Origin of the sequence: Klebsiella sp. RHBSTW-00484, assembly GCF_013705725.1 — a bacterium.
Lineage (GTDB): Bacteria > Pseudomonadota > Gammaproteobacteria > Enterobacterales > Enterobacteriaceae > Klebsiella.
Window position 1 is genome coordinate 1507980 of record NZ_CP055481.1, and the last position, 19820, is coordinate 1527799.

Sequence of the window (19820 nt, forward strand, 5' to 3'; positions counted from 1 at the left end):
GCGGCCCTTTTGCTTTTTGATTAGCGAGGTTGCCCATGACTGAAACTTCATCCCGCCGTTCCGGCTATGCACGCCTGCTGGATCGCGCCATCCGTATTCTGGCAATGCGCGATCACAGTGAACAGGAACTGCGCCGCAAACTTGCTGCTCCCGTAATGAGTAAAAACGGCCCGGAAGCGCTCGATGTGACGCCGGAAGATGTCGATAAAGTCGTTGAGTGGTGTATTGATAACCGCTATCTGGACGACGACCGCTTTGTTCGCCAGTTTATTGCCAGCCGCAGTCGGAAGGGATACGGTCCGGCGCGCGTTCGGCAGGAGCTCAAGCAAAAAGGTATTCCCCGTGAGGCGATTGAGTGCGCGATGAGTGAATGCGAAATCGACTGGGCGCTGCTCGCTAAAGAACAGGCGCAACGAAAATATGGCGAACCCTTACCCACTGCATTTTCAGAAAAAGTGAAAATTCAGCGCTTTTTGCTCTATCGCGGCTATCTAATGGAAGATATCCAGGAAATCTGGCGAAATTTTGCAGATTGACCCATCGGGGATTTTACTTCCCCGTAAAGAAAACTTATCTTATTCCCACTTTATTTTCGTGAGTAGCCTGCCGGTCGATACTGAGTAGTGGCTGCCAGCGACATTTCGTTAGCTTGATTTCAGGATAATTATGAGCAAGAGCACCGCTGAGATCCGTCAGGCGTTTCTCGACTTTTTCCATAGTAAGGGACATCAGGTAGTTGCGAGCAGCTCCCTGGTGCCGCATAACGACCCGACCCTGCTGTTTACCAACGCCGGGATGAACCAGTTCAAGGATGTTTTCCTTGGTCTCGACAAACGTAATTATTCGCGCGCAACTACTGCGCAGCGTTGCGTTCGTGCGGGTGGTAAGCACAACGATCTGGAAAACGTCGGTTACACCGCGCGTCACCACACCTTCTTTGAAATGCTGGGTAACTTCAGCTTCGGCGATTATTTCAAGCAGGACGCAATCAAATACGCATGGGAACTGCTGACTGGTGAAAACTGGTTTGCGCTGCCGAAAGAAAAACTGTGGGTGACCATCTACGAAACCGATGACGAAGCATTCGACATCTGGGCGAATGAAGTTGGTGTTCCGCGCGAGCGTATCATCCGTATCGGTGACAACAAAGGCGCAGCTTTTGCTTCCGATAACTTCTGGCAGATGGGTGATACCGGTCCTTGCGGTCCGTGCACCGAAATCTTTTTCGACCATGGCGATCACATCTGGGGCGGTCCTCCGGGAACCCCTGAAGAAGACGGCGATCGTTATATCGAGATTTGGAACATCGTCTTTATGCAGTTCAACCGTCAGGCCGACGGGACCATGGAACCGCTGCCGAAGCCGTCCGTTGATACCGGTATGGGCCTGGAGCGTATCGCGGCTGTGCTGCAACACGTGAACTCCAACTACGATATTGACCTGTTCCGCGAGCTGATTAAGAACGTGGCTAACGTAACTGGTGCGACCGATCTCTCTAACAAGTCCCTGCGCGTTATTGCTGACCACATTCGCTCTTGTGCGTTCCTGATTGCTGATGGCGTTATTCCATCGAATGAAAACCGTGGCTATGTGCTGCGCCGTATCATTCGTCGCGCAATTCGTCATGGCAACATGCTGGGCGCGAAGGACTCTTTCTTCTGGAAACTGGTTGCCCCGCTGATTGAAGTGATGGGTTCAGCCGGTGAAGAGTTGAAACAGCAGCAAGCTCAGGTAGAGCAGGTGCTGAAAACTGAAGAAGAGCAGTTTGCTCGTACTCTGGAGCGTGGGCTGGCGCTGTTGGACGAAGAGCTGGCTAAGCTGAAAGGCGACACGCTGGATGGCGAAACCGCCTTCCGTCTGTACGATACTTACGGCTTCCCGGTCGACCTGACCGCGGACGTCTGCCGCGAGCGCGACATTAAAGTTGACGAAGCGGGCTTTGAAGCCGCAATGGAAGAGCAACGCCGCCGTGCGCGCGAATCCAGCGGTTTTGGCGCGGACTACAATGCGATGATTCGCGTTGAGGGCGCATCTGAGTTTAAAGGTTATGACAGCCTGGAGCTGAACGGCAAAGTCACTGCATTGTTTATCGACGGTAAAGCCGTCGATGCGGTGACAGCGGGTCAGGAAGCGGTTGTTATTCTGGATCAAACGCCATTCTATGCTGAATCCGGCGGCCAGGTAGGTGATAAAGGTGAACTTAAGGGCACCGGTTTCTCCTTCCAGGTCAGCGACGCACAGAAATATGGTCAGGCCATCGGCCACATCGGTAAACTGACCAGCGGTTCTCTGAAAGTAGGTGACGCGGTGCAGGCTGATGTTGACCAGGCTCGCCGTCAGCGTATTCGTTTGAACCACTCCGCCACGCACTTGATGCATGCGGCGCTGCGTCAGGTTCTCGGTACGCACGTGGCGCAGAAGGGTTCTCTGGTTAATGACAAAGCATTGCGTTTTGACTTCTCGCATTTTGAAGCGATGAAGCCGGAAGAGATCCGTGCGGTAGAAGATCTGGTGAATGCGCAAATTCGTCGCAACTTGCCTGTCGAAACCAATATCATGGACATTGATGCGGCTCGTGAATCCGGCGCGATGGCGCTGTTTGGCGAGAAATATGACGATCGCGTTCGTGTACTGAGCATGGGCGATTTCTCCACTGAACTGTGCGGCGGTACTCACGCCTCGCGTACTGGTGACATTGGTCTGTTCCGTATTACGTCTGAATCCGGCACCGCCGCAGGCGTGCGTCGTATTGAAGCGGTCACCGGCGAAGGTGCTATTGCGTGGCTGCATGCGCAAAGCGATCAGCTCGGTGAGATCGCACAACTGCTGAAGAGTGATACTCACAGCCTCGGCGATAAAGTACGAGCTGCATTAGAACGTAGTCGCCAGCTGGAAAAAGAGCTGCAGCAGTTGAAAGAGCAGGCTGCGGCGCAGGAGAGTGCAAACCTCTCCAGTAAAGCGGAAGAGATTAACGGCGTTAAGCTGCTGGTCAGCGAGCTGGCTGGCGTTGAGCCGAAAATGCTGCGTACCATGGTTGACGATCTGAAGAACCAACTGGGTTCAACGGTTGTCGTATTAGCCACGGTCGCAGAAGGTAAGGTTTCTCTGATTGCAGGTGTGTCTAAGGATGTGACAGACCGCGTGAAAGCAGGGGAGCTGGTTGGTATGGTCGCCCAGCAGGTGGGCGGTAAAGGGGGCGGTCGTCCGGATATGGCGCAAGCTGGCGGTACCGATGCGTCTGCCCTCCCTGCTGCGTTGGCCAGTGTGAAAGGCTGGGTGAGCGCAAAACTGTAATAACTATAAACGCATAGATGCTGTCATTCTCGGATTATAGCATCTTGCGCGAGAAGCACTGATAACGATAAAGTCGGGTTGAAGTTGTGTATATCGGCTAAACTTAGGTTTAACAGAATGTGATGCCGTGACTGCTTACACCGTAGGGTGTTTGTCATCGCTTACTTTTTGGCGTTATATGATGGATAATGCCGGGATACGAGAGACCCGACTCTTTTAATCTTTCAAGGAGCAAAGAATGCTGATTCTGACTCGTCGAGTTGGTGAGACCCTCATGATTGGAGATGAGGTCACTGTGACAGTTTTAGGGGTTAAGGGTAACCAGGTACGTATTGGCGTAAACGCCCCTAAAGAAGTCTCCGTGCATCGTGAAGAGATCTACCAGCGTATCCAGGCTGAAAAATCCCAGCAGTCCAGTTACTAAGGTTTTCGCGCCTCGCTTTTTTGTGAGGCGCATCCCTCTACCCGCTTTTTTCCTCACTTTTCTTCTCTTGTGACCTCTATTTTTTGTCTATTGCCCATCATCCGCTACAGTTATCTTTCGCTTTCACAACGACGTAATAGCCAATTTCTTGTTGATAAAATACTCTTTTTGCCGTTTTCACAGGCTAATTGCGCGGGAAGTGTGCAAACGAAAAAAAGGTCTCGAAAAAAGGTTTGACTTATAAGTACCAGAAAGTAATATGTGCGCCATCGCAGCGACGAAGAGCAGAAACAAGTTCTTCGAAGCACTCGAAAGAGGCGTGTGGTGAGGTGGCCGAGAGGCTGAAGGCGCTCCCCTGCTAAGGGAGTATGCGGTCAAAAGCTGCATCCGGGGTTCGAATCCCCGCCTCACCGCCATTTTGCATCCGTAGCTCAGCTGGATAGAGTACTCGGCTACGAACCGAGCGGTCGGAGGTTCGAATCCTCCCGGATGCACCATATTCTCCCCAGTAACAGCAATATTGTTGTTGCATGGTCTGCGAAATTATAGCCAGCACCAGGGAGGATAACGTTGCTTTAGCAACGGCTCGAAGGGTGAGGCGCAGGCGAGTAATCCTCCCGGATGCACCATCTTTTACTTGATACGGTTTTAGCAACGGTATCAAAATCTGCAGTAAAGTAAGTTTCCCGATGCATCCGTAGCTCAGCTGGATAGAGTACTCGGCTACGAACCGAGCGGTCGGAGGTTCGAATCCTCCCGGATGCACCATATTCTCCTCAGTGACAGCGATATCGTTGTGGCATGGTCTGCGAGATAGTCGGCAGTACCAGGGAGGATAACGTTGCTTTAGCAACGGCCCGAAGGGCGAACAGAGTGAGTCATCCTCCCGGATGCACCATCTCTTACTTGATATGGCTTAGTAGTCGTATCAACATCGGCAGTAAAGCAAGTTTCCCGATGCATCCGTAGCTCAGCTGGATAGAGTACTCGGCTACGAACCGAGCGGTCGGAGGTTCGAATCCTCCCGGATGCACCATATTCTCCTCAGTGACAGCGATATCGTTGTGGCATGGTCTGCGAGATAGTCGCCAGTACCAGGGAGGATAACGTTGCTTTAGCAACGGCCCGAAGGGCGAACAGAGTGAGTCATCCTCCCGGATGCACCATCTCTTACTTGATATGGCTTAGTAGTCGTATCAAAATCTGCAGTAAAGCAAGTTTCCCAATGCATCCGTAGCTCAGCTGGATAGAGTACTCGGCTACGAACCGAGCGGTCGGAGGTTCGAATCCTCCCGGATGCACCATATTCTTCTTAGTAACAGCTATATCGTTGTGGCATGGTCTGCGCGATAGTCGGCAGTACCAGGGAGGATAACGTTGCTTTAGCAACGGCCCGAAGGGCGAGGTGCAGCCGAGTAATCCTCCCGGATGCACCATATTCTCCGAGATAGCAGCAACACTCCCCTCAAGTCATCTCCAGCGCAATAATTCACAATCTTCTTCAGCACTTTTTTCATTGGCAAGTCGCTCTTTCCACTATAATTTATCCCTGTATACCAGCCTGATTTTGGGTGATATAAGTGCAAGGAGAGAAATCCATGAAATGGTTCAAAGCGACATCTGCGTTTTGCGCGACGCTTCTGGTAGCCGCCACGCTTGCGGGCTGTGCCGGATCGTCCACCAAAGAAAGTACCGGTGGATACATTGACGATACCGTCGTCACAACCAAAGTGAAATCCGCGTTATTCAATGATAAAGAGATCAAATCCTCAGAAATTAGCGTGCAGACCTTTAAGGGTCGTGTACAACTGAGCGGCTTTGTCTCATCCGCCGATAGTGCTAAACGCGCGGTAGAAGTGACGCGCAAAGTGCAGGGTGTTCGTGTGGTTGAGAATGATTTAAGAATCAAATAAACCCATTAAACTGCACCCGCATAGATAAAGGCGCCATCGGGCGCCTTTGTTGCATCTACCGCTAGCAGCGACAAAACCAGCCTTTTGCGATACAGTAATCTCTCCTGAACCGGCTGGTGAGAACACGATGTACGAACGTTACGCAGGACTGATTTTTGACATGGATGGCACGATCCTCGATACCGAGCCGACGCATCGTAAGGCATGGAACGAGGTTCTGGGACGTTATGGTATGCGTTTCGATATGCAGGCCATGGTTGCGCTTAACGGTTCTCCAACCTGGCGTATTGCTCAGGCCGTTATCGAATTAAATCACGCGGATTTAGACCCTCATCATCTGGCACAAGAAAAAACGGACGCCGTGAAAGCGATGCTTCTGGATAGCGTCCGTCCTTTGCCGTTGATTGAGGTGGTTAAGGAGTGGCACGGTCGTCGCCCAATGTCAGTCGGTACTGGCAGCGAGAGCGCCGTTGCTGAAGCGCTGCTGGCTCATCTGGGCCTTCGTCACTACTTCTCTGCGGTTGTTGCCGCCGATCATGTTGTAAACCATAAACCCGCACCCGACACCTTCTTACTGTGTGCTGATCTCATGGGCGTTGCGGCAGATAAATGCGTTGTCTTCGAAGATGCGGACTTCGGTCTGCAGGCGGCGAAGCGCGCCGGAATGGATGCCGTGGATGTGCGATTGCTGTGAGCGACGCGCTGTCGCTGATATCGCTGTTTGCCAGTAGCTTTTTGAGCGCAACGCTGCTCCCTGGCAACTCGGAAGTAGTATTGGTTGCCATGCTGCTGGCGGGAGTTAGCAAACCGTGGTTACTGGTTTTAATAGCAATAATCGGTAATAGCCTTGGAGGGGTAACTAACGTTATTCTGGGGCGCCTGTTTCCGCTACGCAAAACATCGCGCTGGCAGGAGAAGGCGTCCGGCTGGTTAAGCCGTTATGGCGCGGTCACGCTATTATTAAGTTGGGCGCCTGTTATAGGTGATTTGCTGTGTTTACTGGCGGGATGGATGCGCATTTCCTGGGGACCAGTACTCTTTTTCTTATGCCTTGGCAAAGCATTACGCTATATCGTCATTGCGGCGATAACGCTTCAGGGCATGACGTGGTGGCACTAATTGGACTGATTGTTCAACCATTACAATTATGCTAATTCAAACGATTTCGACAGGCGGGAGGTCAAATTGATCCCGGACGTATCACAGGCGCTGGCCTGGCTGGAAAAAAATCCTCAGGCTTTACAGGGTATTCAACGCGGTCTTGAGCGCGAAACGCTGCGCGTCAACGCTGACGGCACGCTGGCCACTACCGGTCATCCGCAAGCCTTAGGCTCGGCACTGACGCATAAATGGATTACCACCGATTTTGCCGAAGCCTTGCTGGAATTTATAACGCCGGTTGATGGCGATATCCAGCATATGCTCACCTTAATGCGCGATGTTCATCGCTATACCGCCCGCCATATTGGCGAAGAGCGGATGTGGCCGCTGAGTATGCCTTGCTACATCGCACCCGGTCAGGATATTGAACTGGCGCAGTACGGCACATCAAATATTGGTCGCCTGAAAACACTGTATCGCGAAGGGTTGAAGAACCGTTATGGTGCGCTCATGCAAACCATTTCCGGCGTGCACTATAACTTCTCTCTGCCAATGGCGTTCTGGCAGGCTAAATGTGGCGTTGAGGATGTTGAAAGCGGTAAAGAGGCCATTTCAGCGGGTTATTTCCGTTCCATTCGTAACTACTACCGTTTTGGTTGGGTGATTCCGTACCTGTTTGGCGCGTCCCCGGCAATTTGTTCTTCGTTCCTGCAAGGGAAACCGACGACATTGCCGTTTGAGGAAGCCAGCAACGGCATGTATTACCTGCCTTATGCTACCTCTCTGCGTCTGAGCGATCTGGGCTATACCAATAAGTCGCAAAGTAATCTCGGAATTACGTTTAACGATCTGTATGAGTATGTGGCAGGATTGAAGCGGGCGATTAAAACGCCTTCCGAAGAGTACGCGCAGATTGGGCTGGAGGAAGACGGAAAGCGTCTGCAAATCAACAGCAATGTATTGCAGATCGAAAATGAGCTGTACGCGCCGATTCGCCCTAAACGCGTCACCCGCAGTGGTGAAACGCCTTCCGACGCGCTGCTGCGCGGTGGTATTGAATATATCGAAGTGCGTTCTCTGGATATTAACCCGTTCTCACCGATTGGCGTTGACGAGCAGCAGGTACGCTTCCTGGATCTGTTTATGGTCTGGTGTGTACTGGCCGATGCGCCAGAGATGAGCAGCGATGAACTGTTGTGCACGCGCACCAACTGGAATCGCGTTATTCTGGAAGGCCGCAAGCCGGGCCTGACGTTGGGTATCGGTTGTGAAACCGCCCAGTTCCCGCTGGCTAAAGTGGGTAAAGATCTGTTCCGTGATTTACGCCGCGTGGCGCAAACGTTAGATAGCATCCACGGATGTCAGGCGTATCAGCAGGTTTGTGATGAGCTGGTTGCCTGCTTTGATAACCCGGAATTGACCTTCTCGGCGCGCATTCTGCGTTCTATGCTTGAAGAAGGGATTGGCGGCACTGGTAGGGAGCTTGCCGATCAATATCGTACGATGCTGCGCGAAGAGCCGCTGGAAATTTTACGCGAAGAGGATTTTATTACCGAGCGTGAAGCATCAATACAGCGTCAGCAGAAGGTTGAAGCGGAAGATAGCGAGCCGTTTGAAGCGCTGTTGGCAAGGCACGTGTAGTTTTACTGCCCGTAGAAAAGAAAACGGCCACAATCAATGTGGCCAAACTCTCATCTCTGATTCAGGGATGATGATGATAATAAATGCGCGTCTTTCATATATTCAGACTCGCCGTCTCAAAAAGAGTTCATTTTATTTTTAAAAAAATCACTATCGGAGGTGAAGAATGCCATTGTTAGATAGTTTCACAGTCGACCACACCCGAATGGAAGCGCCTGCGGTGCGTGTCGCGAAGAAAATGAACACGCCTCACGGCGATGAAATTACCGTTTTTGATCTGCGATTCTGCATTCCAAATCAGGAAGTGATGCCGGAAAGAGGCATTCACACGCTTGAGCACCTGTTTGCCGGTTTCATGCGCGATCACCTGAACGGCAATGGTGTGGAAATCATCGATATCTCTCCGATGGGTTGCCGTACCGGGTTCTATATGAGCCTGATCGGTACGCCGGACGAGCAGCGCGTCGCGGATGCCTGGAAAGCGGCGATGGCCGACGTGCTGAAAGTGAAAGAACAGAACCAGATCCCGGAGCTGAACGTTTACCAGTGCGGAACTTACACCATGCACTCACTGGAAGAAGCCCAGGATATCGCTCGTCATATCATTGAGCGCGACGTACGCGTCAACAGCAACGATGAGCTGGCGCTGCCGAAAGAAAAACTGCAAGAACTGCACATCTAGTGATTGCTGTAGCCGGACAGAGTCGACCCTGCCCGGCTGATTTTACCCATCGATTACCCGATATTCCACGCAGTGCGCTTCATCAGGCTGCGGCACCTCCAGTTTTGCCGCCATTCGCGTTATCACCGCATCCGGAACCGCATATTGACGGTTCGCATTTTGCTGTTTCCACTGCGCCCACGGTACTTCCAGATAGACAATTTTTACCCGCGCGCCGTAGGCGGTAAACAGCCCAATGAGCTGACTGCGCAACTGGCGGGTAATGTTCGTCGCGTTCCAGACAAACGCAGTTTTTTGCCGCAGCAAAACTCGCGCGTCCTCTTTGGCCTGCTGGACAATACGCCCGGTTGCCGCTTTGTCTTCCGGACTGACGCCAAGCCGACGGCGGATATCATCCAGGCTGACCACCGGCATGCCGTGGCACTGTTCGCTGATATAGCGATCTTTCCCCATTCCGGGCAGCGCGCTCAGTAAAATCACTTCAAAGCTTTCCGTTTCCCAGGGAACGAAATCGGGCGAACTGTTCAGATGCGTCAGATAATGCCAGCGCGCCGTATCGGAAGCAAAAGGCCGAGACCGTCCCCAACACTGCTGTTCCTGACAGAAAAGCTCAAACAGGGCGATACGGTCGAGTATCTCCTGTTTGTCCTGACAGCGGCGACCTTCTACATCAGCACGAGCAAGCAGTGCGAGCAGACGCGTGTCGATGCGCATGGCGGCGGTAAGTAGCAGGCGCTCAGGTGCCGGACGTTCCAGTAGCCATAATGGCAGTCCGTGCAGGCGGACCAGCGCCACAATTTGTTCGCGCAGAGTAAATGGCGTAGGGATGTCGCGCCATAGGATCTGCCGTGCTGTCAGTTCGCCTTTTCGCGCATGCCCCGGTGACTGGATGCGGCCATTCTCATCCTGTTGGGTGGTGCTGCGTTTTTCTACATCGTGCAGTAGCGCAGCGGCCCATAAGAGCTCCTGCTGTTGAGGCGGACATTGTTGATAAGCGTCCATCGCCGTGAGCGCGTCGAGCACCATTTCGGTATGGATCCCAACATCGCCTTCGGCATGATGCAGCGGATCCTGCGGCACCTGATGCATCTCGTCCACCCAGCGGAAGCGTTGACGCAGCTCTGGCCAGCGCTTGTCGTCGGTGAGTTGCCAGATCATGACTGGCCTCCAAAGGCGAACTCATGTGCCAGACGAGCCCGTCGCCAGTTGCGTTTCCAGTGTTCTGTCGTTTTGACATGGTTCTTGCGCACAAACTTGAACACCTGATGGGCAAAATCCTCCACGGGAAATTCGCGGCGATTGCGGCTGACGATGCCTTCCAGCGTGCAGGGCTGACCGGTCTGGGTATCCCACGGATCGAACGCGCCGCGCCCGCTGGTTAGCGCCATAAACTCACGCTGCCAGGCTTTTTCATCGTTGGTCGATTGTGGGCCGGTGATTTCCGGGACGCAGGGGAAGTCAAACAGTGCGGCATAGAACTGCACCTCTTCCCAGCTTAGCCACATGTCCTGGCTGCGGATGGCAAACAGGAAAAAGTCCTGCTCCAGCCCGCGATATTCAATGGAGTGGACGGCATAGAGATTCTCGCCAAACAGTTCCAAATCACCGAGATCGTTTTTCAGTAATCGCCAGCGCTGACGAATTTTATGCGTCCATGCTGATTGCGTCGGAGCGGCATGGGAGCGGGCAAAAACGCCGTGACGATTCAGACAGTTATTTTCACCGTCCAGCTTCTCTGTATGCACCAGTTCCGGGATGGCCTGCAAATCGCGCCAGTAATCGGCGTTGATGCGGTCATCGCTGGTGGTGCCGGGGGAGAACGGATAGTGCCAGGTTCTCCCGTACTTTCGTTGCGTATTCATGATAGTCCATTATTTATGTTGTTATAAAAGTACGCCTGCGGGATAGGCGAGTAGTGAGGTTAACGGGTTAAAAGGGATGTGTGATTTCACCCATCAAAAGCGAGGGTGTAGAAAAGAGGATTAACAACCTGAGCGAAGCGCTCAGAACCGGCTAGTGGTGAATGGAAGTGTTCGGGGCGGCGTAAAGATACACCTCTTATGATGATAAAACAACCACCTGCATTTTCCGGCAATAAAAAAGGGATCCGCAGATCCCTTTTATCAAACCCTAGTGGGCACCGCCTCCGCCTCCGCCGGCGCTAAACGGTGGCTTGGCGAACCACACCAGGCTGAGCAGAAGGATAAATATTGCCGCCGAGAACCAGAAGATTTCGTTGGCCGATATAATCAATCCCTGGTTGGTTATCTGCTGTGCTATCCAGCCGGACGCCTGCTGCTGAGTCATCCCCAGGCCTTGCAACTGATCGTACATCTGCTGGGCATTGGGGTTGTACGGCGTGACCGATTCGGTGAGCTGCGCATGGTGCAGCGCCTCACGGTTGGTCCACATGGTGGTGGTAATTGAAGTACCAATTGACCCTGCCAGCGTACGGGTAAAGTTCGACAGGCTCGATGCTGCCGCCAGCCGCTCCGGCGGCAGGCCGGAAAGGGTGATGGTGGTCAGCGGCATAAAGAAGCAGGCCACCGCGAAGCCCTGGATAAACTGCGGCCAGGCCGAAGCGCCGAAATCCATACCGGGTTCGAAGGTGTATGCGCGCCAGTAGAAGCAGACCGCGTACATAATAAAGCTGAAGGTGACCAGCCGACGCATATCGAGCTTATGCGCGAAGCGGCCGATAATCGGCGACAGGATAACCGGGATCACCCCAACCGGCGCTGAGGCTAAACCGGCCCAGGTCGCGGTGTAGCCGTATACCTCCTGCAATAGCTGTGGCAACAACACGATCGCGCCGAAGTAGAGCATGTAGGCGAGGCTGATACACAGGCAGCCGATGGTGAAATTTCGCGACTTAAACAGCGACAGGTCGACTATCGGGTTATCGTCGGTTAGCTCCCAGACAATCAGGAAGCTTATCGCCACCACCGCAACAATCGTCAGGATGATTATCTCGTTAGAGGCGAACCAGTCCAGCTCTTTACCGCGGTCGAGCATCACCTGCAGACTGCCGATACCGATCACCAGCAGCGCCAGGCCAACACCGTCGATTCGCCGCTGCTCGGTGCGGGTTTCACGACTGCGCAGGGTTTGCAGCGTCATCACCACGACGGCAATGCCAATGGGAACGTTGATAAAAAATATCCAGCCCCAGTGGTAGTTGTCGCTAATGTAGCCGCCAAGAATGGGGCCGCAAATGGGCGCGACGATCACCGTCATTGACCACAGCGCCAGCGCAATAGAGCGCTTAGCTGGCGGATAGTTACTGAGCAGCAGACTTTGCGACAGTGGGATCAGCGGACCAGCGACGATCCCCTGAATCACGCGGAAGAAAATCAGCATCGTCAGGCTGTTTGACATGCCGCAGGCCCAGGAGGCGATAGCGAACGCCACCGTCGACCAGAGGAACAGCTTCACTTCACCGACGCGCTTTGCCAGCCAGCCGGTAATCGGAATGGAGATAGCGTTCGCCACCCCAAACGAGGTAATAACCCAGGTCCCCTGGCTCAACGATGAGCCAAGGTTACCGGCGATGGTGGGGATGGCCACGTTGGCGATAGTGGAGTCCAGCACCTGCATAAAGGTCGCGAGCGACAGCGCAATGGTCATAATGACCAACTGCGCGCCTTCCAGCGGTTTTAGCGGTTTTTGCTGTTGCATTACGCTCACCCCGAATTATCCGGCGTTAGCCTGGATGATACCGTCGATCAGTTTATTGACCGGCTCAAGGCCGATTTCGCGGGCGTTGCTTTCATAGACCGGGGAGCTACGGACCTGGCTTGCCAGCATCTCGCCGCCGCGCTCGGTGGTGTTAACTTCAACCAGCGTGGAAAGACCGATGCGCAGCGGGTGCTCCGCCAGCTGTTTTTCATCCAGCTCGATACGTACCGGCAGGCGCTGAACCACTTTGATCCAGTTACCGGTGGCGTTCTGCGCAGGTAGCAGCGAGAAGGCGCTACCGGTACCCATATCCAGACCAACGACTTTGCCGGTGTATTTCACATCGTCACCGTAAATATCGCTGATAACGGTTGCTGGTTGGCCGATACGCATATGCGCCAGTTGGGTTTCTTTAAAGTTGGCGTCAATCCACAGGTTGGTCGCCGGAACCACGGCCATCAGCGGAGTGGTGGGGCTGATTTGCGCGCCAGGTTGTACGGAACGGCGGGAAACATAACCGCTAATCGGGCTGACGATTTTGGTTCGTTGCAGAGCTAACCAGGCGTTACGCACCTCGGTAGCGGATTGCAGCACCGCTGGCTGCTGTTCCAGCTTCGTTCCCAGAACGATCGCCTGATTGGCATTATATTGCTGAATCGCCACGTCCAGTTCCGCCTGCGCGCTGGCAACCGTGTCGCGCGCATGTTGCAGTTCTTCACGGCCAATCAGGTTGGCGGCCCCCAGAGGAATACGACGGTTAAGGTCGGTCTGCGCCTGGGAAAGGGCGGTTTTTTTGACTTCGATGCTGGCCTGCAGTTGCTTGCTGTTGATCATTTGCTGGCGCGTTTGACGCACGCTGGCAGCCAACTGGGTCTGCGCTTTTTCAAACGCCTGCTGAGCATCGGTCTGGTCGAGAGTGACCAGCGGATCGCCTTTTTGTACATAGTCGGTGTTGTCGGCCCAGACTTTCGTCACGCTACCGGACACCTGCGCCATGATTTGTACCTGGTTCCCTGCCACGTAGGCGTCGTCCGTCTCTTCGAAGTGACGCAGTACCAAAAACCAATAAATCCCATATGCCACGGCAACAATAATAAAGAGCAAGGTCAGCAGCAGAAGGGCGCCTTTACGCTTGCCTTTCTTGCTGCCCGGTTGCTGCGGGACTTGGCTCTCCGCATTTGCGCTCATGTTATTCTCCACGATCTTATTATTTCACATCGGCTGAGCCGACCTGTTTATCAGAAAGGCCAGCAGAAGATCTGCTGGCCTGGCTGTTTTCCTTGCAACTCAAAAATGGGGCGAGCGATGCTGCGCTTAGCGCAGAGACTCCGCGACCACGCCATCCTCTTCCATTTGGTCGAGACGACCAAGCAGCTTGCGGGTGATGTGTTCGAGCTGATCTTTTTCGCCAGTGCTTAAAGAAGACCAGAGTTGATGCAGGCAGTTATGCTGCGGTGGTAAGACTTCACGCAGGAACTGATGACCTTTGTCGGTAAGTTGCAAATGCAGGCAGCGACGATCGTTATCGCTTTCACGGCGCTCAATCCAGCCGCGTTTTTCCAGCTCATCGGCAATACGCGTGGCGTTGGTGCGCGAAGAGCCCAGCGCGCAGCTCAGTTCTGAAGGCTGAATGCTGTGATTTTCCTGAGACTCAAGCGTGATCAGCGCCATAAATAATGTCTCGTTAATCCCTTGCGCTTTCAGCATCTTGTTACGGTTTTCCAGCAGCTTACCTTGCATATGCATGCAAAGACGAGTGAGCAGAATTTCCTGAAAGGGGAAGTCTTCGTGACGGCTGGCGCGGAACTTGAGCATTTGCTCAATGGGAGTAAACGAACTATCCATTTTGGTTATGACCTCATTAATTACAGCCGATATAATAACTATTGTGACAAATAAATCAAATGAATTATTGATTGATATTGATACTTTAAGCTTATAGCCATGTGCCAATTTTCCACACTACGCCATAGGTTAATGCGCTTAAAAGCGTAGGAATAATAATGCTGCGCGTTTTCCAGAAGGCCAGACCCAGCACCGCAAAACCCGCTAATGTGGGGAACAGACGGTGGGAGTCATGGAGGATTTCCGGCACGCTGGAAACCACCAGTAAGGCGCAAATGGAGGCGATGCCGATAGTATCGAGCAGGACGCTGACCGGGCCGCGACGCGTAGGGCGGGCGTTTCCCGCTCGTAGGCGTAGTGGAAGATAGCGGAACAGGTAATTCACGCAGCCGACTACGGCCCCAATAAGAAGAACGTCACTGTTCATCGGGCATCCCCTGAATGCTGGCCTGCACCAGAGCGGTCAGGCAACCGCAGACAATCCCGGCAAGGATCGCGGCGGGAATAGAAAAGAGGATAATCCCCCCAAGCGCGCCCGCCAACGCGGCGGTAACGCTAAGCGACTGTTTGCGCTGGAACGATGCCAGTAGGAAACTCATAAACAGCGCGGGCAGCATAAAGCTAAGCGCTGCTTCTACTGCCGGAAAGTCGGTCAACAGACCGCTGCCTGAGTAAGCTCCTACCAGCGTGCCGAAGACCCACGAAGCCCAGGACATAAAAGCGATACCGATCATCCAGTTTTCACTCCAGCGGCGGTTATCGCGTACCAGTTTAGCGGTGGCGGCGGCAAAAACTTCGTCGGTCAGGCCGAAAGCCCAGAGTGCGGTTTTTTTCTTGCTCAGCGTGCACAGGATGCGGCTGCGCAGGGAAGGGCCGTACAGTACGTGGCGAACGTCCATTGCCATGACGGTAAGCGCCGCGACCCACAGTGAACTGCCTGCGGCGAGCATCGCGGTGATCACGAACTGGCTGGCGCCTGCGTAGATGATGCAGGAGAAGAACAGACTTTCCAGCGGAGTAAAACCGAGTTTGGTGGCGTTCAGGCCAAAGGCGAAGGCCACGGGAATGTAGCTAATCACAATCGGCAGGCTATCTTTTATGCCTTCGGCCAGCGTGGCTTCGCACGCAGGGGCCGTTTGCGTCATTGCGGCAGGGTTTTCCATAGGGATTACTTATTAATAACGCACGTGAAAATCACATGATTGCATAGGTGGATTAACCTTAGCAGAGAGCGGTGTAGCTTAACAGTATCTAACAGGTTGATGGCTAAAGTTATGCAATTTATTTGCATATTAATCCATCATTTGGAAAGGAAGTCCCCTTGGGGCGGCGCGATGCGCCTTGCCTGGGCTACGGGTTCGTGCAGCCTGCGGGTTTTGTAGCCCGAATAGATGCGGAGCATCGCCTCCGGGAAATTCTGCAATACTCTGCGGTTTTTCCCCGGGGGCGGTGCAGAGCGCCTTGCCCGGGTTACGGGTCCGTGCGGTCTGCGGGTTTTGTAGCCCGGAATAGATGCGCAGCATCGCCTCCGGGAATACCCTAAAAGAGGGGGATTATTTCTGCGCAGCCAGCGCTTCATTCACCCAGCCGTCAAACTGTTGCTGGTGGGCTTTAATCCAGCCGTCGACGTGGCCCTGAATATCTGCTTCTGAACCGTGACCGGCATGCATCATCGCATTCTCGGCGTTGATGTCGGCAATCGGCAGCTTCATGGTGCTAAACAGCTTCGCCGCCGCCGGGTTTTTCTCAGCCCAGACTTTGTTTGCCACGATGTGCATGGTGTTAACCGGGAAGCCGTAGTTCATACCGTTCGGCAGCTTGGTGTCGATATCCTTCTGCTCGCCCGGCAGGGAGGAGAACGGTACCTGTAACCAGACTACATCTTTACCCGGTTTCAGCACGTCGCTGACCCAGTAAGGCGTCCAGGTGTAATAAAGCACCGGTTTGCCTTCTTTATAACGCGCAATAGTATCGGCCATCATCGCCGCATAGTTGCCCTGGTTATGCACGACCGTGTTGCTCAGACCGTAAGCATCAATCTGGTGATTAATGACCGCTTCACAGCCCCAGCCCGGCGTACAGCCGGTCATATCGGCTTTGCCATCACCGTTGGTATCAAACAGTTTGGCAATTTTCGGATCTTTTAGCTGGTCGATAGATTTAATGTGGTACTGCTCGGCGGTTTTCTTGTCGATCAGATAACCCTGTGCTGCACCGGTAACGAATACCCCTTCACGATAAAATTTCTTATCGCCACCGGCGGCTGCGTACATATCATCGTGCAGCGGTTTCCAGTTGGTGGCGATGTAGGTGGTATCACCTGCGGCGATAGAGGTGTAGGCGACGTTATAGTCGACTTCGCTCGGCTTCTCGACGGTATAGCCCAGCTTTTCCAGCGCGCGGCTGACCAGCAGGGTCTGGAAGGTCTCTTCCGAAATGGTGCTCTGTGCCGGTTTCACGGTAATGCCTTTACCTGGCAAGTCCGCGGCGAAGGCGGTGGTGGAAATGAGGGCGGTAAACGCTGTGGCAAGAATCGCGGTATGTTGCATCGTTGTTCCTTTTATTCATATATACCCGTCATACTTCAAGTTGCACGTGCGTTGGCTGTGCTCGCTCACCCCAATCACTTACTTTAGTAAGCTCTTGGGGATTCTCTCGTTTGCCGCCTTCCTGCAACTCGAATTATTTAGGGTATAGAAGGGAAGTCCATCCCCCCGACTGCCGGGGGGATGTGCTCTTATTTACAGAAAGGGCGAGTGATAAGCCCCAGTGGGCCGGTGGTGTACCAGCGGCGGTTGCCACGACTGCGCGAGTCGCGCCCGAAGGCCTGAGTCAGGCGGTCGAGAATGATGGCGAGGATAACAATGCCGACGCCGCCAACGGTCGCCAGACCCATATCCAGGCGACCAATGCCGCGCAGTACCATTTGGCCAAGGCCGCCAACGGCGATCATCGAAGCAATAACCACCATCGACAAGGCCAGCATCAGCGTCTGATTGACCCCGGCCATAATGGTCGGCATCGCCAGAGGTAGCTGAACCTTGAACAGAAGCTGACGCGGGCTGGCGCCGAAGGAGCGAGAAGCTTCAATCAGATCCGCAGGCACCTGGTTAATCCCCAGAATCGTCAGACGAACAATCGGCGGCAGGGCGAAGATAATGGTCACCACCACGCCCGGAACGTTACCGATACCGAACAGCATCACGATCGGCACCAGATAGACAAATGCCGGAGTGGTTTGCATCGCATCGAGCAGCGGGCGAATAATTTTTGCCGCCCGCGGGCTACGGGCCAGCCAAATCCCCAGCGGCAGGCCGATCAACATACAAAACAGCAGTGCGGTCAGCACCAGCGCCAGGGTCACCATAGCCTGCGACCAGGCGCCGATGGCCCCGATAGCAATAAGCGAAATCAGCGTTGCGGCACCCATACCGACGCTGGAGATCTGCCAGGCAATCAGCGAGAAAATAATAATCGCGACCGGCGCAGGCATCCCCAGCAAGAGCTGCTGAAAAGCGCTCAGGATGTAATCCACCGGTACGCGGATCCCCTGAAACAGCGGGCGAAAGTGCATCACTATCCAGTCGATACCGTGCGTGACCCAGCTATCAAGCGGAATAAGCGTTTTATGGAACGGGTCCATAATATTGAAGTGTTCCGGCTGCGGCGCGGGTGCGCTGCTCAGCCAGTCGGCACCGCCGCCATCGGCCGGGGCGGGTGTTGATGTGCCCCAGGCATCAGCGGATTGCGACGCGTTATCCGCCGCCTGTGCGGTGTCCCACGGGTTAGATTGATCAGCCATTATTGTTTGCCCCCTCGCGATCTAAAGCCTGCAGCAGCATACGTTTGGAAATGATGCCGATGTACTGTTGCCCTTCGTCCACAACCGGTACTGCACAGGGTGCGTGCCCGACGTGGGAGAGCAGGTCGCTGAGCGGCGTTTGCGCATCCACCGCTTGCGGGGAGTCAATTAACGCCGCATCGATTCCCTGACCTTCGCTCAGCGCGGCTTTCAGTGAATCAATGGAGACAATGCCGATAAATTTATTGCCACGTTCAATCACGTAGCCATATTCGCGGTCTTCATCTTGTAATAATTTCAGTGCTGAACGCGGACCGAAACCTGGTGTTTTACGAATCAGCCCAACCGGGCTACGGCGCGCAATATCCTTGGCGCTGAATACATGGCTAATATCGACGCCGCGGAAGAAGGTGCGGACATAATCATTGGCCGGGTTATTCAGTATTTCATCCGGTGTACCGACCTGAACCACTTCGCCATTTTGCATAATGGCAATGCGATCGCCAATGCGCATTGCTTCATCGAGATCGTGGGAAATAAATACCACGGTGCGCTGATGCTTTGCCTGTAATTTGGTTAGCTCATCCTGCATTTCGGTGCGAATTAATGGGTCGAGCGCCGAGAAGGCCTCATCCATTAACAGGATATCGGGGTTAATGGCCAGCGCACGGGCCAGACCAACGCGCTGACGCATCCCGCCGGAGAGTTCGTCCGGGTAAGAGTGAGCATAGTTTTCCAGGCCCACCTGACGCAGCGCGTCCAGCGCTTTCTCCTGGCGTTCTTGAGGCGAAACGCCAGCCAGTTCCATGCCGAAAGCGGCGTTATCGAGCACGGTCATATGCGGCATCAGCGCAAATGATTGAAATACCATTGCAATCTTTTTTCTGCGCACCTCGCGGAGCTCGGCCTCTGAGATTTTGGCGATATCGACGCCATCGATCAGCACCTGTCCACGGGTGGGTTCAATCAGGCGATTGAGAAGGCGAACCATGGTAGATTTCCCCGAGCCGGAGAGCCCCATGATGACGAATATCTCGCCTTCTTCAATGGTCAGATTGGCGTCTTTTACGCCAAGCGAAAGTCCCGTTTTTTCCAGTATTTGCTCTTTCGATAATCCTTTTTCGATATATTTGAAAGCTCGTTGCGGATGCTCGCCAAATATTTTATAGAGATTCTTGATTTCTAATTTAATTGCCATGCAATAGAGAGTTTCCTATTTTATTAATATCGATACAGTACCTGGTGGTGATAATTTATTTTTTTACACCCTAACATACTGAGAATCTGAGACAACCCTTTATGTCGATTTGCGGCGGAAATGTAAAAGGGGAAATGCCTGCTCATCCCCCGTGATATAAGGGCTGGGCGCGAATTGTTAATGACTAATATTTTTTGGTTATGTTGCGATAATTCCGCCTGAAATCGACAAAATTCTGTTGA

General features: G+C 53.5%; 19 protein-coding genes and 5 tRNA genes. 13 read left to right on the top strand and 11 right to left on the bottom strand.

Features of this window, described 5'->3' with window-relative positions; all coding sequences use genetic code 11:
- Positions 1-35 precede the first annotated feature (35 nt).
- From recX to luxS, 13 genes are all read left to right on the top strand, one after another.
- A complete protein-coding gene (gene recX, locus HV213_RS07265) occupies positions 36-536 on the top strand; it encodes a recombination regulator RecX (protein ID WP_181485202.1) in 501 nt (166 codons plus the stop codon).
- Positions 537-666: 130 nt separating this feature from the next.
- The gene (alaS, locus tag HV213_RS07270; RefSeq protein WP_181485203.1) at positions 667-3294 is read left to right on the top strand and encodes an alanine--tRNA ligase; all 2628 of its coding nucleotides are present in this window, start codon (positions 667-669) and stop codon (positions 3292-3294) included.
- Positions 3295-3532: 238 nt separating this feature from the next.
- Positions 3533-3718, top strand: coding sequence for a carbon storage regulator CsrA (gene csrA / locus HV213_RS07275; protein WP_000906486.1), 186 nt, complete (start codon positions 3533-3535; stop codon positions 3716-3718).
- Between the two features lie 323 nt (positions 3719-4041).
- Positions 4042-4134: transfer RNA gene (locus HV213_RS07280), tRNA-Ser, on the top strand.
- A 4-nt stretch (positions 4135-4138) separates the two neighbouring features.
- Positions 4139-4215: transfer RNA gene (locus HV213_RS07285), tRNA-Arg, on the top strand.
- A gap of 194 nt (positions 4216-4409) precedes the next feature.
- Positions 4410-4486 (top strand) — tRNA-Arg (locus HV213_RS07290).
- Between the two features lie 191 nt (positions 4487-4677).
- A tRNA-Arg gene (locus HV213_RS07295) sits at positions 4678-4754 on the top strand.
- 191 nt (positions 4755-4945) lie between these two features.
- Positions 4946-5022, top strand: a tRNA-Arg gene (locus HV213_RS07300).
- 294 nt (positions 5023-5316) lie between these two features.
- The gene (locus tag HV213_RS07305; RefSeq protein ID WP_181485204.1) at positions 5317-5631 is read left to right on the top strand and encodes a BON domain-containing protein; all 315 of its coding nucleotides are present in this window, start codon (positions 5317-5319) and stop codon (positions 5629-5631) included.
- Between the two features lie 127 nt (positions 5632-5758).
- Entirely contained in the window at positions 5759-6325 is a 567-nt protein-coding gene (yqaB, locus tag HV213_RS07310) for a fructose-1-phosphate/6-phosphogluconate phosphatase (RefSeq protein WP_112216426.1), read from the top strand.
- On the top strand, positions 6322-6750 hold the full coding sequence (locus tag HV213_RS07315) for a YqaA family protein (RefSeq protein ID WP_110277027.1): 429 nt from the start codon (positions 6322-6324) through the stop codon (positions 6748-6750). The genes yqaB and HV213_RS07315 overlap by 4 nt, the downstream gene beginning before the upstream one ends.
- Before the next feature lie 66 nt (positions 6751-6816).
- The gene (gene gshA, locus HV213_RS07320; RefSeq protein WP_181485349.1) at positions 6817-8373 is read left to right on the top strand and encodes a glutamate--cysteine ligase; all 1557 of its coding nucleotides are present in this window, start codon (positions 6817-6819) and stop codon (positions 8371-8373) included.
- Between the two features lie 166 nt (positions 8374-8539).
- Positions 8540-9055 carry an S-ribosylhomocysteine lyase gene (luxS, locus tag HV213_RS07325; RefSeq protein ID WP_110277029.1) on the top strand — a complete coding sequence of 172 codons (516 nt, stop codon included), beginning with the start codon at positions 8540-8542 and terminating at the stop codon, positions 9053-9055.
- Positions 9056-9097: 42 nt separating this feature from the next.
- On the opposite strand, the gene HV213_RS07330 is transcribed toward luxS, so the two are convergent.
- From HV213_RS07330 to proV, 11 genes are all read right to left on the bottom strand, one after another.
- Positions 9098-10213 (bottom strand): AAA family ATPase, encoded by a 1116-nt coding sequence (locus HV213_RS07330; RefSeq protein ID WP_181485206.1) that lies wholly within the window; start codon positions 10211-10213, stop codon positions 9098-9100.
- Positions 10210-10917 carry an RNA ligase family protein gene (locus HV213_RS07335; protein WP_181485207.1) on the bottom strand — a complete coding sequence of 236 codons (708 nt, stop codon included), beginning with the start codon at positions 10915-10917 and terminating at the stop codon, positions 10210-10212. Before HV213_RS07335 ends, HV213_RS07330 begins: the two co-directional genes overlap by 4 nt.
- A 268-nt stretch (positions 10918-11185) precedes the next feature.
- Positions 11186-12733 (bottom strand): multidrug efflux MFS transporter permease subunit EmrB, encoded by a 1548-nt coding sequence (emrB, locus tag HV213_RS07340; RefSeq protein WP_181485208.1) that lies wholly within the window; start codon positions 12731-12733, stop codon positions 11186-11188.
- Positions 12734-12748: 15 nt separating this feature from the next.
- Complete coding sequence (gene emrA / locus HV213_RS07345; RefSeq protein ID WP_181485352.1) at positions 12749-13921, bottom strand: multidrug efflux MFS transporter periplasmic adaptor subunit EmrA; 1173 nt, start codon at positions 13919-13921, stop codon at positions 12749-12751.
- A 126-nt stretch (positions 13922-14047) separates the two neighbouring features.
- The gene (gene mprA, locus HV213_RS07350; protein ID WP_110277034.1) at positions 14048-14578 is read right to left on the bottom strand and encodes a transcriptional repressor MprA; all 531 of its coding nucleotides are present in this window, start codon (positions 14576-14578) and stop codon (positions 14048-14050) included.
- A gap of 91 nt (positions 14579-14669) precedes the next feature.
- Positions 14670-15005 (bottom strand): L-valine transporter subunit YgaH, encoded by a 336-nt coding sequence (gene ygaH / locus HV213_RS07355; RefSeq protein WP_181485210.1) that lies wholly within the window; start codon positions 15003-15005, stop codon positions 14670-14672.
- On the bottom strand, positions 14995-15741 hold the full coding sequence (locus HV213_RS07360; RefSeq protein WP_442788150.1) for an AzlC family ABC transporter permease: 747 nt from the start codon (positions 15739-15741) through the stop codon (positions 14995-14997). The genes ygaH and HV213_RS07360 overlap by 11 nt, the downstream gene beginning before the upstream one ends.
- 129 nt (positions 15742-15870) lie before the next feature.
- Positions 15871-16101, bottom strand: a complete 231-nt coding sequence (locus tag HV213_RS07365) for a hypothetical protein (protein WP_181485211.1) — start codon at positions 16099-16101, stop codon at positions 15871-15873.
- A 30-nt stretch (positions 16102-16131) separates the two neighbouring features.
- Positions 16132-17127 carry a glycine betaine/L-proline ABC transporter substrate-binding protein ProX gene (gene proX / locus HV213_RS07370; protein WP_181485212.1) on the bottom strand — a complete coding sequence of 332 codons (996 nt, stop codon included), beginning with the start codon at positions 17125-17127 and terminating at the stop codon, positions 16132-16134.
- A gap of 188 nt (positions 17128-17315) precedes the next feature.
- Positions 17316-18380 carry a glycine betaine/L-proline ABC transporter permease ProW gene (gene proW, locus HV213_RS07375; protein ID WP_181485213.1) on the bottom strand — a complete coding sequence of 355 codons (1065 nt, stop codon included), beginning with the start codon at positions 18378-18380 and terminating at the stop codon, positions 17316-17318.
- Positions 18373-19578 (bottom strand): glycine betaine/L-proline ABC transporter ATP-binding protein ProV, encoded by a 1206-nt coding sequence (gene proV, locus HV213_RS07380; protein ID WP_181485214.1) that lies wholly within the window; start codon positions 19576-19578, stop codon positions 18373-18375. Before proV ends, proW begins: the two co-directional genes overlap by 8 nt.
- Positions 19579-19820 lie beyond the last annotated feature (242 nt).

What these genes read in the sequence shown, in the direction of transcription:
- recX (WP_181485202.1), top strand. Translation starts at nt 36, where the DNA reads ATGACTGAAACTTCATCCCGCCGTTCCGGCTATGCACGCCTGCTGGAT.
- alaS (WP_181485203.1), top strand. Translation starts at nt 667, where the DNA reads ATGAGCAAGAGCACCGCTGAGATCCGTCAGGCGTTTCTCGACTTTTTC.
- csrA (WP_000906486.1), top strand. Translation starts at nt 3,533, where the DNA reads ATGCTGATTCTGACTCGTCGAGTTGGTGAGACCCTCATGATTGGAGAT.
- HV213_RS07305 (WP_181485204.1), top strand. Translation starts at nt 5,317, where the DNA reads ATGAAATGGTTCAAAGCGACATCTGCGTTTTGCGCGACGCTTCTGGTA.
- yqaB (WP_112216426.1), top strand. Translation starts at nt 5,759, where the DNA reads ATGTACGAACGTTACGCAGGACTGATTTTTGACATGGATGGCACGATC.
- luxS (WP_110277029.1), top strand. Translation starts at nt 8,540, where the DNA reads ATGCCATTGTTAGATAGTTTCACAGTCGACCACACCCGAATGGAAGCG.
- HV213_RS07330 (WP_181485206.1), bottom strand. Translation starts at nt 10,213, where the DNA reads ATGATCTGGCAACTCACCGACGACAAGCGCTGGCCAGAGCTGCGTCAA.
- HV213_RS07335 (WP_181485207.1), bottom strand. Translation starts at nt 10,917, where the DNA reads ATGAATACGCAACGAAAGTACGGGAGAACCTGGCACTATCCGTTCTCC.
- emrB (WP_181485208.1), bottom strand. Translation starts at nt 12,733, where the DNA reads ATGCAACAGCAAAAACCGCTAAAACCGCTGGAAGGCGCGCAGTTGGTC.
- emrA (WP_181485352.1), bottom strand. Translation starts at nt 13,921, where the DNA reads ATGAGCGCAAATGCGGAGAGCCAAGTCCCGCAGCAACCGGGCAGCAAG.
- mprA (WP_110277034.1), bottom strand. Translation starts at nt 14,578, where the DNA reads ATGGATAGTTCGTTTACTCCCATTGAGCAAATGCTCAAGTTCCGCGCC.
- ygaH (WP_181485210.1), bottom strand. Translation starts at nt 15,005, where the DNA reads ATGAACAGTGACGTTCTTCTTATTGGGGCCGTAGTCGGCTGCGTGAAT.
- HV213_RS07360 (WP_442788150.1), bottom strand. Translation starts at nt 15,741, where the DNA reads ATGGAAAACCCTGCCGCAATGACGCAAACGGCCCCTGCGTGCGAAGCC.
- HV213_RS07365 (WP_181485211.1), bottom strand. Translation starts at nt 16,101, where the DNA reads ATGCTGCGCATCTATTCCGGGCTACAAAACCCGCAGACCGCACGGACC.
- proX (WP_181485212.1), bottom strand. Translation starts at nt 17,127, where the DNA reads ATGCAACATACCGCGATTCTTGCCACAGCGTTTACCGCCCTCATTTCC.
- proW (WP_181485213.1), bottom strand. Translation starts at nt 18,380, where the DNA reads ATGGCTGATCAATCTAACCCGTGGGACACCGCACAGGCGGCGGATAAC.
- proV (WP_181485214.1), bottom strand. Translation starts at nt 19,578, where the DNA reads ATGGCAATTAAATTAGAAATCAAGAATCTCTATAAAATATTTGGCGAG.